General features: G+C 63.5%; 9 protein-coding genes and 5 pseudogenes. 12 read left to right on the forward strand and 2 right to left on the reverse strand.

The window, feature by feature from the left end:
• The first annotated feature begins 240 nt into the window (after positions 1 to 240).
• The 4 genes and pseudogenes from XAXN_RS12750 to XAXN_RS12770 all read left to right on the forward strand — a co-directional run bounded on the left by XAXN_RS12750 (position 241) and on the right by XAXN_RS12770 (position 5204).
• Positions 241 to 795 carry a hypothetical protein gene (locus XAXN_RS12750; RefSeq protein ID WP_054319808.1) on the forward strand — a complete coding sequence of 185 codons (555 nt, stop codon included), beginning with the start codon at positions 241 to 243 and terminating at the stop codon, positions 793 to 795.
• A gap of 72 nt (positions 796 to 867) precedes the next feature.
• A pseudogene (locus XAXN_RS12760) lies at positions 868 to 2573 on the forward strand (peptidoglycan-binding protein).
• A gap of 447 nt (positions 2574 to 3020) precedes the next feature.
• Positions 3021 to 4619, forward strand: a complete 1599-nt coding sequence (locus tag XAXN_RS12765) for a M4 family metallopeptidase (protein ID WP_054319810.1) — start codon at positions 3021 to 3023, stop codon at positions 4617 to 4619.
• Between the two features lie 99 nt (positions 4620 to 4718).
• Positions 4719 to 5204 carry an Mpo1 family 2-hydroxy fatty acid dioxygenase gene (locus XAXN_RS12770; RefSeq protein WP_054319811.1) on the forward strand — a complete coding sequence of 162 codons (486 nt, stop codon included), beginning with the start codon at positions 4719 to 4721 and terminating at the stop codon, positions 5202 to 5204.
• A 110-nt stretch (positions 5205 to 5314) separates the two neighbouring features.
• On the opposite strand, the pseudogene XAXN_RS23150 reads toward XAXN_RS12770, so the two are convergent.
• Positions 5315 to 5659: pseudogene (locus XAXN_RS23150) on the reverse strand (NAD-dependent epimerase/dehydratase family protein); the annotation flags it as partial.
• Between the two features lie 167 nt (positions 5660 to 5826).
• On the opposite strand from XAXN_RS23150, the gene XAXN_RS12775 reads away from it, so the two are divergent.
• The 6 genes from XAXN_RS12775 to XAXN_RS12800 are packed head-to-tail and all read left to right on the forward strand — an operon-like array spanning position 5827 to position 11761.
• Entirely contained in the window at positions 5827 to 8655 is a 2829-nt protein-coding gene (locus tag XAXN_RS12775) for a monovalent cation/H+ antiporter subunit A (RefSeq protein WP_054319812.1), read from the forward strand.
• Positions 8655 to 9029 (forward strand): Na+/H+ antiporter subunit C, encoded by a 375-nt coding sequence (locus XAXN_RS12780; protein WP_054319813.1) that lies wholly within the window; start codon positions 8655 to 8657, stop codon positions 9027 to 9029. The genes XAXN_RS12775 and XAXN_RS12780 overlap by 1 nt, the downstream gene beginning before the upstream one ends.
• Positions 9026 to 10561, forward strand: a complete 1536-nt coding sequence (locus tag XAXN_RS12785) for a monovalent cation/H+ antiporter subunit D (RefSeq protein WP_054319814.1) — start codon at positions 9026 to 9028, stop codon at positions 10559 to 10561. The genes XAXN_RS12780 and XAXN_RS12785 overlap by 4 nt, the downstream gene beginning before the upstream one ends.
• Positions 10558 to 11064, forward strand: a complete 507-nt coding sequence (locus XAXN_RS12790; RefSeq protein ID WP_054319815.1) for a Na+/H+ antiporter subunit E — start codon at positions 10558 to 10560, stop codon at positions 11062 to 11064. Before XAXN_RS12785 ends, XAXN_RS12790 begins: the two co-directional genes overlap by 4 nt.
• Positions 11061 to 11345, forward strand: a complete 285-nt coding sequence (locus tag XAXN_RS12795) for a K+/H+ antiporter subunit F (RefSeq protein ID WP_042821140.1) — start codon at positions 11061 to 11063, stop codon at positions 11343 to 11345. The genes XAXN_RS12790 and XAXN_RS12795 overlap by 4 nt, the downstream gene beginning before the upstream one ends.
• On the forward strand, positions 11342 to 11761 hold the full coding sequence (locus XAXN_RS12800) for a Na+/H+ antiporter subunit G (RefSeq protein WP_054319816.1): 420 nt from the start codon (positions 11342 to 11344) through the stop codon (positions 11759 to 11761). The genes XAXN_RS12795 and XAXN_RS12800 overlap by 4 nt, the downstream gene beginning before the upstream one ends.
• Before the next feature lie 430 nt (positions 11762 to 12191).
• Here the strand turns inward: XAXN_RS12800 and XAXN_RS12805 are convergent.
• Positions 12192 to 12789: pseudogene (locus XAXN_RS12805) on the reverse strand (lectin).
• Positions 12790 to 12895: 106 nt separating this feature from the next.
• Here XAXN_RS12805 and XAXN_RS22525 point away from each other — a divergent pair.
• Both XAXN_RS22525 and XAXN_RS23155 read left to right on the forward strand, forming a co-directional pair.
• Positions 12896 to 13075, forward strand: a pseudogene (locus XAXN_RS22525) (hypothetical protein); the annotation flags it as partial.
• A gap of 153 nt (positions 13076 to 13228) precedes the next feature.
• Positions 13229 to 13638 (forward strand): annotated as a pseudogene (locus tag XAXN_RS23155) (integrase core domain-containing protein); the annotation flags it as partial.
• Positions 13639 to 13832: the final 194 nt, after the last annotated feature.

Genomic DNA, 13832 nt, shown 5'->3' on the forward strand with positions numbered 1-13832 from the left:
CATGGGATCAAACACCTAGCGGCGCGGGCAACACCGCGCCATGCAAAAACCCCAAATCAGGAGACAGCCGTGCCCCCCTTCAGACTGCTCATCCCCATGCTGGCAGTAGCGCTTGCCGCGTGTAACGGTCCGCAGCCTGCCGATGCGCCTGGAACGCCGGCCAATGCACCGGCAGCCGCGGCTCAACCACCCGCCCCGGCCGCGTCACCCTCTGCCACACCGACACAACGGGCTGTACCCATGGCAACGATTGACTCCTTCGTTCCAGCAGGATCGAAGGCGCTGGATACCAAGCGCGGCGACCTGACTGGCGCCGGACATTCCGACGCACTGGTCGTGATTTCTCCGCCGGCAATCGGTAACGAAAAGCTCGGCGAAGGGCAGCCACGTCGGGTCCTGCTGCTGACCCAGAACGCCGATGGCAGCCTGCAAAAGTCCGCCGAAAATAATCGCATCGTGCCCTGTGCCCGCTGCGGCGGCCTGGCAGGCGACCCGTATGCATTTTCGCGCGTACAGCCTGGGCAATTCACCATCTCCATTTCAGGCGGTTCGCGCGAACGCTGGGCCGATGACTTCACGTTCAAGTATTCGGCAGACAAGCAGACCTGGTTGCTGGACAAGGTCGTGCGCGATCTCTCCGATACCGAGACCGAGACCGAGACCGAGACCGAACAACACAACACCCTGCAACTAACCGACAAGGATTTTGGGACGGTGACGTTCCAGGACTTCGACCCTGCCACGCTCAAGAAAGTCGCAGCGCTGGATGAGGCTGGAGCCCAGAAACAAAATTAAAGGGAGGTAATCGCTTACGCGGACAAGGATGGGTCCGTCTTTTCATGTTGCTGAGAAATGATGAGTTACACCATGGCAACCGATCGCGAAACTGGGCTGCTGCAGGCAGCCTATGCAGCGGTAATCACCCGGCCAGACGAATTGGCGAATTTCATGGCCCAGGTAGGCCACGAATCGGGTGGACTCAATCGCCTGGAAGAAGGGTTCCGCTACGCGCGCGGCCCCTCGCAAGTGAGCTCGAAAGTGCGTTCTGCACTGCGCGAAGGACCGGAGACGCTGGAAGAAGCGCGCCTGGACGCATTGCGCGGCCAACCGGAGAAACTTGCCGAATTGATGTATGGCGGGCGCATGCGGAACGACGAGCCCGGCGATGGTTATCTTTACCGTGGTCGCGGCTACATCCAGCTCACCGGCAAGGATCAGTATCGCGAGGCCGGCGAAGCGTTGAAACTCGACCTGGTTGCGCACCCCGACTGGCCGCGCAACCGGAAAACGCGTCGCGGATCGCAACCTGGTACTGGCAGCACAACGTGCCGCAAGCGGTCAGGCAAGATGCGCATGCAGCAGGCGTTGCGATCAACGGCGGCGATCCGCCGAATGGACTGGCTGACCGCGAAAGCCGCTTCGCGCGCTGGCAGCGCGACCTCATGCCCGAAGTGATGCACAAGCTCGAACACGGTCAACTTGGACAGACTGTCGCGCCCGCGCAGCATTCGACACCGGCGCAAACGCCGCATGCCGGTTCGAACGCGCATTCGTTCCAGGCCACCATGGAGCGCATGCTTCCGCCGCAGAACGGCACTGCGCCGCATGTCACCGGTCATTACGGCGAGCACCGCAGCGCGCGCGACCACGTCGGCACCGACTTCAATTATCAGGGCGTTCAGGCAGGACGCAATCTGCAGCATCCAATCGTGCATTCCCCCTTCGCCGGAACGGTGACCTTTGCCGGCGGAAACTATGGCACCGTCAAGATTCGCGATGCACAAGGCAACTCACACGAGATCCTGCATCTGGATGGCGTCAAGGTCAAAGAAGGGCAAACGCTGTCGGCAGGCGATGCCATCGGCACGATGGGTGGACGGGGACCCAATGGCGCAAGCCAATATGTGCAGCATGTGCATTACCAGTTGCGTTGCCAACGGCAAATTGACCAGTCCCGAGGACTTCTGGAACCAGGGCCACCACCAACAGGAAGCGGGCACGCGGCACATCCAGGCAGCGCCGGCAAGCTGCAGCAGGACCTCAACCGTCTGGGCGTGCGCGATGCGCAGGGCAATCGGCTGGCCGAGGATGGCCGGTTCGGCGACAACACGCGTGAGGCGGTGATGGCGTTCCAGAAGCAGCATGGGCTGCAGCAGGACGGTGTTGTTGGCCGCGACACGCGGGCAGCGTTGTCTGCGCAACCGGTGCAGACCCGCGAGGTGCCGGTTGCTGCCCCGAAAGGGCCTTCGCTCAACGATGCATCGCATCCTGACCACGCGTTGCACAACGCAATCCGCAGCAAGCTGCCGAGCATGATCTCCAACGAGACCGCGGCACATGTCACGCTGCAGGCGAAGCAGAATGGGATCGACAGCGCGGACAAGTTGCAGAACGTGACAGTGCAGGACGGCAAGGCGTTCGTCATGGGCACCACGCCGGGCTTCCGGGCGGCGGTGGACCTGAATCAACCTGCCCCGACACTTGAGCAAACCAGCGCTCAGTTTCTGGCTGGTCAGTCGCAGCAGCAACAGGCCCAGCAAGAACAGCAGAAGATTGCGATGGGCGGTCGCTGATCTTTCAACGATAGATAAAAAACGCCGGCCAGGGCATCGGCCGGCGTTTTTGCTTCTACATATACCGTGGGAATAACGGCACCACTGGGCAATCTGGCGGTCGTGCAACGGTGAGCACGCGTGGCGATGGGAACCGCAGCGCCCCGACTCGCTTTCGCAGCGAGGCCGCGCAACCCCGCCTAAAACCACTGCATTGCGCGCATACTTGGCTGCAAGGGCCAATAACGCCATGCATCCGCTGCACCTGTGCGATGTGCGATGTGCGATGTGCGATGTGCGCCACAGCGTAAAGTGGCCGGGCGCACAAAATGAAACACATCCGTAATTTTTACTATTGTCCAGTTCGTGACTGTGCAAGCGTAGTTGCCGGCACCCAAGGTGTCATCGGCGACCGGCTGTCGGGGGGCTGCCGGTCTTTGCATCGCAGGTCTTCTGGAGAGAGTCGTCATGCAACTCCATGTGCTGGGCGCGGCAATCTGCTGCGCGCTCTCGTTTTCTGCTGCCGCAAACGCTGCGGATCTGTCGGCAAATGCCGCTGTTTCGCGCGCGCAATCGTTATTGGGGAACAACGCCTCGGCATTGGCCAATCGCGCGCCGGCCGACGCCTTCGTCGCACGCGACAGCATCGTCGATGCCGACGGCACCGAACATGTGCGCTTCGATCGCACCTATCAGGGTCTGCCCGTGATCGGTGGCGACGTGGTCGTGCACTCGCGCCGCGGGGTCATGCGTGAATTGAGCCAGACCATGGACACCACGGTGCGTCCAAGCCTGGTGCCGGGTATCGATGCGACAACCGCATTGCGTGTGGCCGGATCGCACTTCGATGTGGCGCAGGATGCCACACCGCGTGCGAGCCTGGCGCTGTATGCACGCCAAGGCGCGCCGCGCCTGGTGTACGAGGTGATCTACAGCGGCGTCAAACCCGACCAGACGCCGACCGAGATGCATTACATCGTCGATGCGGTGAACCAGCGCACCCTCGAGTCCTGGGATACCGTGCATACCGCGTGTACCGGCGGCACCAGCGCCGCCGGTACAGGACGTTCGTTGTATGCGGGCAGCGTGACGCTGAATACGACGCGCTGCAGCAGCACCAGCTATGAAATAACCGATGTCAGTCGCGGCAGCGGTGCGACCTACAACATGCGCAACAGCACCTCCGGCAATGGCACGTTGATCACCGACGCCGACAATGCCTGGGGTAGCGGCACCACCGGCGATACGGTCACCGCAGCGGTCGATGCGCACTACGGCGTGGCGTTGACCTGGGACTATTACCGCGCCACGCATTCGCGCACAGGTATTGCAAACGACGGCGCCGGTGCACGAAGCCGGGTGCATTACGGTAGCCGCTACAACAACGCCTTCTGGCTGGACAACTGTTTCTGCATGACATTCGGCGATGGCGACGGCAGCACGTTCACGCCACTGGTGTCGGTGGATGTGGCCGGCCACGAGATGACCCACGGTGTGACCAGCCGGACCGCCGCGCTGACCTACTCGGGCGAATCGAGCGGGTTGAATGAAGCCACGTCCGACATCATGGGCACCATGGTGGAATACTCCGCTGCCAACAGTGCCGAGCCGGGCAATTATCTGATTGGCGAGAAGATCATCCCCAACAACAGCACCGGCACACTGGCGTTGCGTTACATGTTCAAGCCAAGCTTGGATGGCAAATCGCCAGATTGCTACAGCAGCAGCCTGGGCTCGCTCGATGTGCACTACAGCTCGGGCGTGGCCAATCACTTCTACTATCTGCTGGCCGAAGGGACGGTGGTGCCGAGCGGGTTCGGCTCCGGCACCAGCTACAAACTGACCCCGGCCAGTCTGGTCTGCAGCGGCTCCACGGCGCTCACCGCGATCGGCCGCGCCGCGGCCAGCCGCATCTGGTATCGCGCACTGACGGTCTACATGACCTCGTCCACCAACTACGCCGCGGCCCGTCGGGCCACGCTGAGCGCGGCGACCGATCTGTACGGCAGCACGTCCACGCAGTACCGCGCGGTAGCGGCGGCGTGGAACGCGGTCTCGGTGAACTGACGGGTGCGCCCTTCGTCACGCCACCAGGGCGTGGCGAGGGGGCACATCTGCCATGGCGCCATCCGCGCGCGTATGCTTGGGTCATTCCTGGGAGGGAACATGACCCAACGCACCACGACCGCGCGACCGATCGAGCGCTATTTCGCCAGTTATTCCGACGATCATCAAAACGCGACCAATCAGCAGATCCACGTGCTGGCGGTGCCTGCAATCCTGTGGTCGGTGGTGGCGCTGTTGTGGTGCATCCCGGTCGGCGGCACCTGGTTCAGCAGCGGTGTGTGGGCCGCACTGTCGATGTTCGCGGCGTGGTCGTACTACAACCGGCTGTCGCGCCCGCTGGGGCTGGGCATGCTGGGGATCTTCTTCTTCTTCGGCTGTCTGTGCCGGTTGATCGAAGGCCGAATCGGGCTCGGCGGCCTGTTCACCACCGCGCTGACCGTGTTCGTGCTGGCCTGGATTGCGCAATTCGTCGGCCACAAGATCGAAGGCCGCAAACCGAGCTTCCTGACCGATCTGACCTACCTGCTCATCGGGCCGATCTGGGTGCTGGCCAAGGCGTATCGCCAGCTGGGCTGGCGCTACTAAGCGCCGCCGGCAGACCAGCCAGGCATCACTCGCCGATCCCGAGCTCTTCGGGCAGTGGACGAAATGCGCGCGGCGCGTAGCCGACATCGCGGCGTGCGTATTTCAGTCGGTGCGTCGATGGAGTGTTCCTTGACCTCGACGCTGGTGGAACCGAACGCCACGATGCGCGACGACACCGCCGGGTTTTCGGCATACCAGCGGGCGAGTGGTCCAACGGGCCACAGCTGAAGATGACATCGAAGGCCTCGCCAGCGGTTGCCGGCATTGCCAGATCGCCCTGCCGCCAGATCAGACCGGAGCGCGCTGCGCGCGGCTGCCGCGACCACGCTGTCACCTGCCATCCGCGGCTCAGCAGCCGGGTCAGCAAGCGCTCGCCGATTTGCCCGCTGCCGCCCGAAGACCAGGGCGCGCGGCGCAGATGCAGCGGTGGACGGAGCGGGATTGGCGGCAGTCACGGGGCAATTATCGAGGCATGAATGCCTGCAGCATAGCGAGTGCGGCATGGGGGATGTGCAGCCCAGTGTGGCGGATGGCGGGCCATGCGCGCTGGCGGCGTTGACGCGGACGTCAGTCAACGGTTTGTTAAGCTTTTTGGTCTGCTCGCGAATCTTGTGTTCCCTGCATGCCTTTGTCGTTGGAAATTCTGCTGGCGCTGCCATTTGTCATGGCCGCGGCCGCGGCGCTGCTCTGGCGCGCATCCCGTTCGATCACTGCGTGGTTGGCTGCGTCCGCGCCGTTGGCCGGGCTGCTGGTGCTGGTGCTGTTGACGCCAGCGGTGCTGCGCGGCGAGGTGATTGCCAGCGAACATGCGTGGCTGCCGCAGGTCGGTTTGATGTTTTCGCTGCGGCTTGATGGCCTGGCCTGGATGTTCGCACTGCTGGTGCTGGGCATCGGTGCGCTGGTGGTGCTGTACGCGCATTACTACTTGAGCGCACGCGACAGCGCGTCGCGCTTTTTTGCCTATCTCTTGCTGTTCATGGGCGCGATGCTGGGCATGGTGCTATCGGGCAACCTGCTGTTGTTGATGGTCTTCTGGGAACTCACCAGTATCAGCTCGTTCCTGTTGATCGGCTTCTGGTCGCACCGCAAGGACGCACGCGAAGGCGCGCGCATGGCCTTTGTGCTGACTGCCGGCGGCGGCTTGGCGTTATTGGGCGGCGTGTTGATGATCGGCCGCATCGTCGGCAGCTTTCAGCTCGATGCCGTCCTGGCGGCCGGCGATGTGATCCGCGCCAGCCCGCTGTATCCGTACGCGCTGGGCCTGGTGTTGCTGGGCATCTTCACCAAGAGCGCGCAGTTCCCGTTCCACTTCTGGTTGCCGCACGCAATGGCGGCGCCCACGCCGGTGTCGGCGTATCTGCATTCGGCCACGATGGTGAAGGCCGGCGTCTTTTTGCTGGCGCGGTTGCATCCGGCGCTGGCCGGTACCGATCTGTTTTTCTATACGGTGACCGGCATCGGCGCGATCACGGTGTTGTTGGGCGCCTGGCACGCCATCTTTCAGCACGATCTCAAGGGCGTGCTGGCGTACTCGACCATTTCGCATCTGGGCCTGATCACGATGCTGTTCGGCCTGTCCACGCCGATGGCGGTGGTGGCCGGCGTGTTTCACCTCATCAACCACGCGGTCTTCAAAGCGTCGTTGTTCATGGCCGCCGGCATCATCGACCATGAGACCGGCACGCGCGACATGCGCAAGCTGGGCAATCTGCGCCGGTTGATGCCGGTGACCAGCGCACTGGCCATCACTGCCTCGCTGGCCATGGCCGGCATTCCGCTGCTCAACGGCTTCTTGTCGAAGGAAATGTTCTTCGCCGTTGCCCTGGACACCGAAGCGCCGCAACCGATGCGCATCCTGGCCAGCACCGCTGCGCTGCTGGCCGGCTTGTTGAGCGTGGCATATAGCCTGCGCTTCGTGCACGACACGTTCTTCGGCGACGGCCCGCGCGCGCTGGACACCACGCCGCACGAGCCGCCACGCTGGATGCGGATTCCGGTCGACGTGCTGGTGCTCACCTGCGTGGCGGTGGGCATCGTGCCAGCGTGGACAGTGGCGCCCGTATTGCGCGCCGGTGCCACCGCGATCTTGGGCGACCGTCTGCCCGACTACAGCCTGGCGCTGTGGCATGGCGTCAATTTGCCGCTGGCGATGAGCGTTGCCGGCATTGTCGGCGGTGCGTTGTTGTACATCGCGCTGCGCCGCACGCTGGATCTGTACGCGATCCAGAACCGTTCGCCCGGCAAGGCGCTGTTTCAATGGAATTTGCGCGCCTTGTTCGCTGCTACCGCACGCATGACCGACGCAGTCACCAACGGCAACCTGCAGCGCATGTTGATGCTGCTGGTACTAAGCGCCGTCGTGGTGGCGCTGGTGCCGTTCCTGCAAGGCAGTGCATTGCCGCAGTGGCCCGCCCCTATGCCGATGCCGGCGCTGGGGTGGATGGTATGGGTGTTGATGATCGCATGCGCCCTGGGCAGCCTGTTCCTGTACAGGCAGCGCCTGCTGGCGGTGCTGGTGCTCGGCGGCACCGGGCTGGCGGTCAGCCTGACATTCGTGTTCTTGTCGGCACCGGATCTGGCACTGACGCAGTTGCTGGTGGAAATGGTCACGCTGGTGCTGATGCTGCTGGCGATGAACTATCTGCCGGAGCGCTCGTTGCCCGAACGTGCGCGACTGCGCAAGATTCGTGATGCCGCAATTGCCGTTGTCGGCGGCGCGGGTCTGGCCGCGTTGGCGTATACCCTGATGACGCAACCCAGCCATTCGGTCGCCGGCGAACTGCTGGAGCGCGCGCTGCCTGAAGCGTATGGACGCAATGTGGTCAACGTGATCCTGGTGGATTTCCGCGGCTTCGATACGTTTGGCGAGATTACCGTCTTCGCCATTGCCGGCCTGGTGGTGCACGCCTTGCTGCGCCGCTCGCGCATGGCACCGGAGCGCACCATGCCGGGGCCGCCGATCACGTTGCCGGTGCCCGCCGATCTGGCACAGATCATGTTCCCGCTGACGCTGACAGTGTCGCTGTTCCTGTTCCTGCGCGGGCACAACGCGCCGGGCGGTGGATTCATCGCTGGCCTGGTGCTGGCAGTGCCATTGCTGATGCAGTACGTGATTCAGGGGACCGCCTCGGTGGAGTCGCGCTTTGGTTTCGACTACATCCGCCTGATCGGCATGGGCTTGTTGTGCGCGCTGGTCAGCGGTGCCGGCTCGCTGGTCTTCGGGCTGCCGTTCCTGAGCAGCGGACATCTGGAAATTCCGCTGCCGCTGTTGGGCGGGCTGGAACTGGCCAGTACGCTGGGTTTCGATACCGGCGTGTACCTGGTGGTGTTCGGTGCGGCGATGTTGATGCTGTCGATGATGGGCACGATCAAACCTTCGCGTACGCGCAGTTCGCAGCGCGGCGAGATCGACCCCACCCAACGTTCGACACGCACCGCGGAGCAGCATTGATGGAACTGGCAGTGGCAAGCGCGATCGGCGTCCTCACCGCATTGGCGATCTATCTGCTGCTGCGCGCGCGCAGCTTCGATGTGATCCTGGGCATGACCTTCCTGTCGTATGCGACCAACTTGCTGATCTTTGCCGGTGGGCGCTTGCGCAGCGGCCAGGCGCCGGTGTTGCGCGACGGCGTGCCGGCCGAGCTGATGCATCACACCGACCCGCTTCCGCAGGGCCTGGTGCTGACCGCCATCGTGATCGCGTTTGCGATGACCGCCGTGAGCCTGGTGCTGGCGATCCGCAGCCGTAGCGACAATGGCAGCGACCATGTGGATGCGCACGAAGATGCCGCGACCGGCGCGGATACGCGCGAGGCCCGGCGATGAACCATCTGCTGATCCTGCCCATCCTGATCCCGATGCTGGGCGCTTCGGCGTCGTTATTCGTCGAACACCGCCGCTATGGGCCGCGCGGGCAGCGCAGCGTGGCGTGGGTCAGCATCGCCTTGTTGGCCGCGGCGGTCATCGCCCTGTTCGCACGCGCTGCCGACGGCCAGATCCTGGTCTATCTGCTCGGCGACTGGCCGGCGCGCATCGGCATCGTGCTGATGGGCGACCGCTTGTCAGCGTGGATGCTGTTAACGACCTTGATCCTGGGCTCGGCGTGCCTGCTGCATGCCTGCGCAGGCTGGGACCGGCGCGCACCGCATTTTCATGCGTTGTTCCAGTTCCAGTTGATGGGCTTGAACGGCGCATTCCTGACCGGCGACATCTTCAACCTGTTCGTGTTCTTCGAAGTGATGCTCATCGCCTCCTACGGCCTGCTGCTCAGCGGTGGGCGCGGATTGCAGATGCGGGTGGGCCTGCACTACGTGGTGTTCAACGTGTGCGCGTCGACGTTGTTGCTGATTGCGCTGGGCCTGCTGTTCGGTGTGTTTGGCACGCTCAACATGGCCGAGCTGTCGCAGCGCATTGCCGATCTGCCGGCGCAGGATGTGCCGCTGGCCAAGGCCATGCTGGGCCTGTTGCTGCTGGTGTTCTGCAGCAAGGCCGCGTTGTTGCCGCTGTATCTGTGGCTGCCGGAAACCTATTCGCGTGCGCCAGCGGCGGTGGCTGCGTTGTTCGCCATCATGACCAAGGTGGGGCTGTACGCAGTGCTGCGGGTGTCGTCGTTGTGGTTCGGTGCCGGCGCGCTGCACGGCTTCGGTCGCCAGGCGCTGTTGTGGCTGGGCATCGCGACGCTGCTGATGGCCGCGTTCGGGGTGATGGCCGCATCGCGGCTGCGGGTGATGGTGTCGTACCTGGTGGTGTTTTCGGCGGCGACCTTGTTCATCGCTTTTTCGCTGGATGATGCCGGCGCGCTGGGCACAGGGCTGTATTACGTGCCGCACAGCAGCTTTGTGGCCGCTGCGTTGTTCATGGTCTCCGACCTGATCCGCCGCCGCGGCAGTGCCAGCGACCGCAAGGAAGTGGTGGCGCCGCTGCCGGGGCGAGCCATTCCGGGCACGATGTTCATGATCGCTGCGGTCGCGGTGGCCGAGTTGCCGCCGCTGTCCGGATTTCTGGCCAAGGCCGCATTGCTGCAACACGTGCCTGAAGGGCTGGTGGGGCCGGTGTGGACTGCGGTGCTGGGCAGTAGCCTGCTGATCGTGATCGGCCTCACCCGCGCCGGCGTGCGGTTGTTCTGGCGGGTGCCGGCCGCGGCGGAAAATGCGCCGGAACCGCAACCGCCGCGACGTGGCCGCATGCGTCCGGTGGAGACCGCCGCCACGGTGCTGTTGCTAAGCGGGTTGGTCGCGATGACCGGCGCCGCAGGCCCCTTGATGCATTACACCGATGCGGCCGCTGCGCAGTTGCGCGACCCCGCCGCGTATGTAGACCAGGTGCGCGCCACCACGCCGCAACGGAGGCAGCCATGAACACGCGCCTGCCGCTGCGTCGCCGCCTGTTTCCGTCGCCACCGTTGAGCGTGACGGTCTTCGTGTTCTGGCTGCTGCTCAGCGATAGCTTCGGGCCGCAGCAATGGGTCTTGGGCATGCTGTTGGGTGTGATCGTGCCGATCTTCGCGTCGCGGCTGGACCGCGAGTTCGCACAGATCGGCTCGCTGCGCTCGGTGCCGCGCATGCTGCTGGTGGCCGCGGGCGACATCGTGCGCTCCAACATCAAGGTCGCAGCGCAGGTGCTCGGGCCCGAATTGCGTATCCATCCCGGTTTCATCTGGGTGCCGCTGGATATCGCCAATATTCACGGCATCGCCGCGTTGACCAGCATGATCACGCTGACGCCGGGAACCGTCTCGGCCGCGCTGTCGGACGACCGCAAATATCTGCTGGTGCACGTGCTGCATCTGGACGATCCGGAGGCGCTGATCGCCGAGATCAAGACCCGCTACGAAAAGCCCCTGATGGAGATCTTTCCATGACCGGCCACATGTTCATCGAATCGACCATCGTGATCTGCATGCATGCGGTGGGCCTGGCCATCCTGATGGCCTTGTGGCGATTGCTGCGCGGGCCGACCGTGCCAGACCGCATCCTGGCGCTGGATACGCTCTCGGTCACCGCCATCGCCGAATTGATGCTGCTGGGCATGTACCTGGATTCGCCGATCTATTTCGAGGCGGCCCTGGTCATTGCAATGCTCGGCTTCGGCAGCACCGTGGTGCTGAGCAAGTATGTGCTGCGCAGGGACATCGTCGAATGATCGCCCTTACCGAATATCTGCTCAGCGCCTTGTTGCTGGCAGGCACGTTCTTCATCCTGATCGGCGCTTTCGGCCTGGTGAAACTGTCGGATTTTTTCAAGCGCCTGCATGCACCGACCAAGGCCAGCACGCTGGGCGTGGGCTGCGTGCTGCTGGCATCGGTGGGCTACCACCTGTTTCTGGGTGTGGACCCGCAACCGCGCGAATTACTGATCACCGTCTTCTTGTTCATCACCGCACCGATCAGCGCGCACTTGATGGCCAAGGCGGCGCTATCGCTGATGATGGAAAACCGCCCGGAAGTACCGGACCATGGCGACACGCAGCAGGAAGGGTTGCCGCAGGCCAAAGGCGATGTTGGCGAGAACGAAGAAACCGAGAAGCAGCATCCGGGGCCGGCGTCGGAGGGCGGCTAAGGAGGTGCTGCTCGGCGTGGATTGTTTTCCGATCAGGTCCCGTTGCTGCTCAAGACCTTCTCAACGGGGCGACCGACTGACGCGGTAGTCAACACATGAGGCATCGACTCACGAGCGCCATGCGTTCGCCAGACGCAGATCGGCATGCAGTCGTGGTGTGGCGCGACGCAACGGTCACGCCCAGCGCTGTGCCGCCTTTGCGCGGAGCGATTCTGAGAATGCCCGCCATCGCTGGCTGGTCGCGACGCCTGGGCTGATGAGGGTGACGTCCATGCTGGTCCACGTTGCCGCCGTCTGACGCGCGAGCCTTGCGCACGTGATGTAGGCGACATAGAGCTAGTCTGAATCGCCGACAGCAGACTCACGCACCCTCCCCTAGCGCCATGTACAGACGCCTACACAAGACGACACCACCATTACACGCCGCATTTCACCCACAGCCTTCGACGTAATCCACCTGCGGCGGTTTGCCTACGCGCCAGCTGCTGACGTTGCCATCTGCATCGGTCTCGAACACCAGCGCGGTCTGCGTGACTGCGTCGGGCAAGCGCAGCGTCAGCGCACCTGGAATGTACTTCTGCGGCTGCTCGGTCAGGCCGTCGGGGTACAACGTACGCAGCTGCGCCAGGGTCATGCCGACCTTGCCGCCGCCTGGCGCCGTCTCTTTCGCTTCGCTGGTCTGGAAGCGCACCAACTGTCCGCCTTCGAACATAAAACCGAAGCGACGCGCATCGCTGGCCCACTGTGGGCGCAGCAGGTAACAACCGCCATCGGTTGCTGCTTCGCCCCGCAACTCGCCACCTCAGGCAGCGCGCGCCTGGCTGGCATCCATCCCGAAGCGCAAATCGCCGTAACCATCCATGCGCGCAAGCGCAGCGGGGTCCGGCTGGGTGTGCGACGGAAATGTGCCAGCTGGCGCCGTGGCCGGTGGAACAGTTTCCGCCGGTTGGTCGTCAGCGGCCGCAACCAGAGCGTGGGTGGCGCTGGCGGGCGCGGTTGCAGCCGGTCAGTACGAGCAATGCGCTCATCAGGCCCAACAATCTGGATGTCATCTGTGCGTTCCCCGGAGGTGCGCTACAGCGTACACAGATGCCATCGCGAGCATGTGGAGAGGGTGGCGACACACGGTCGCAGTCATGTCACCTGTATTTGCTCGATATCCTGCAACTGCAGGCCGCGCGCGACGAAGATCAGATCCACGCAGCCATTGCAGATGCCTTGCACAGCCTGCCGCAGATCACCTCGGCGAGCTATGCCGAACGGGTGCGTACCCGGATCGGCCAGTTGCTGCCAGAGACAGTGCAAGCCGCGTAATTGGCGGCCTTGGGCAGCGCGCGCGGACGGGAGAGTGCCGAGTCGCTCGACCTGCCTCGCCGATTGCACCGAAGCGCAGCGTCACGCAACAACCGCAGCCAGGGCACTGGCAGCAACGCAGCTCGGCCGGGGGTACGGCGCAGGGGCATCACCAGACTGCGTTATGTGCGGGATGACGTAAACAGCGACGGGCTGGCAGTGAAGGTCGATCTGTCCCTGCCTGCTGCCCGCATGATCCGCATGCCTGGAGCAGGTGATCCAATGGCGCGGCAAACCGCCTACCATCCGCTGTGACAATGGCCCGGAGTACATCAATGGCGCGTCGCATGGGCCGCGCGGCAAGGCATCGCGCTACCGTGCATCCAGCCAGGCCATCCACAGGAGAACGCTTACATCGAACGCTCCAAACGGACCGTGCGTTAGGCTTGGCTTGCCAGCAAACTTTTCAATGACATCAAGCAGGTACAGGACATGCCACCCGTTGGCGATGGACTTACAACAACGAGTGTCCGAACATGGCGCTCGGCGGCATCGCGCCGAGGCAGACGCTTGCATTGGCAGCTGAGCTCCACTTCTGGCAACCGCTAAAAACGGGGTATTACCCAGATACCCGCAAGGCAGCAGCTTGTTGGATGTCTGGGTTATCTCTTTTTTGATGATTCGTGGCGTTGGTTCGTTAGGCTTTTTACAACTTCGCTTGCGAGCAGGAAGATTGGATTTCAGCTCCTCATAGTTGAGCTAAGGCAACGCTGATCAA

It is taken from the genome of Xanthomonas axonopodis (assembly GCF_001304695.1).
Taxonomy (GTDB): Bacteria; Pseudomonadota; Gammaproteobacteria; order Xanthomonadales; family Xanthomonadaceae; genus Xanthomonas; species Xanthomonas axonopodis.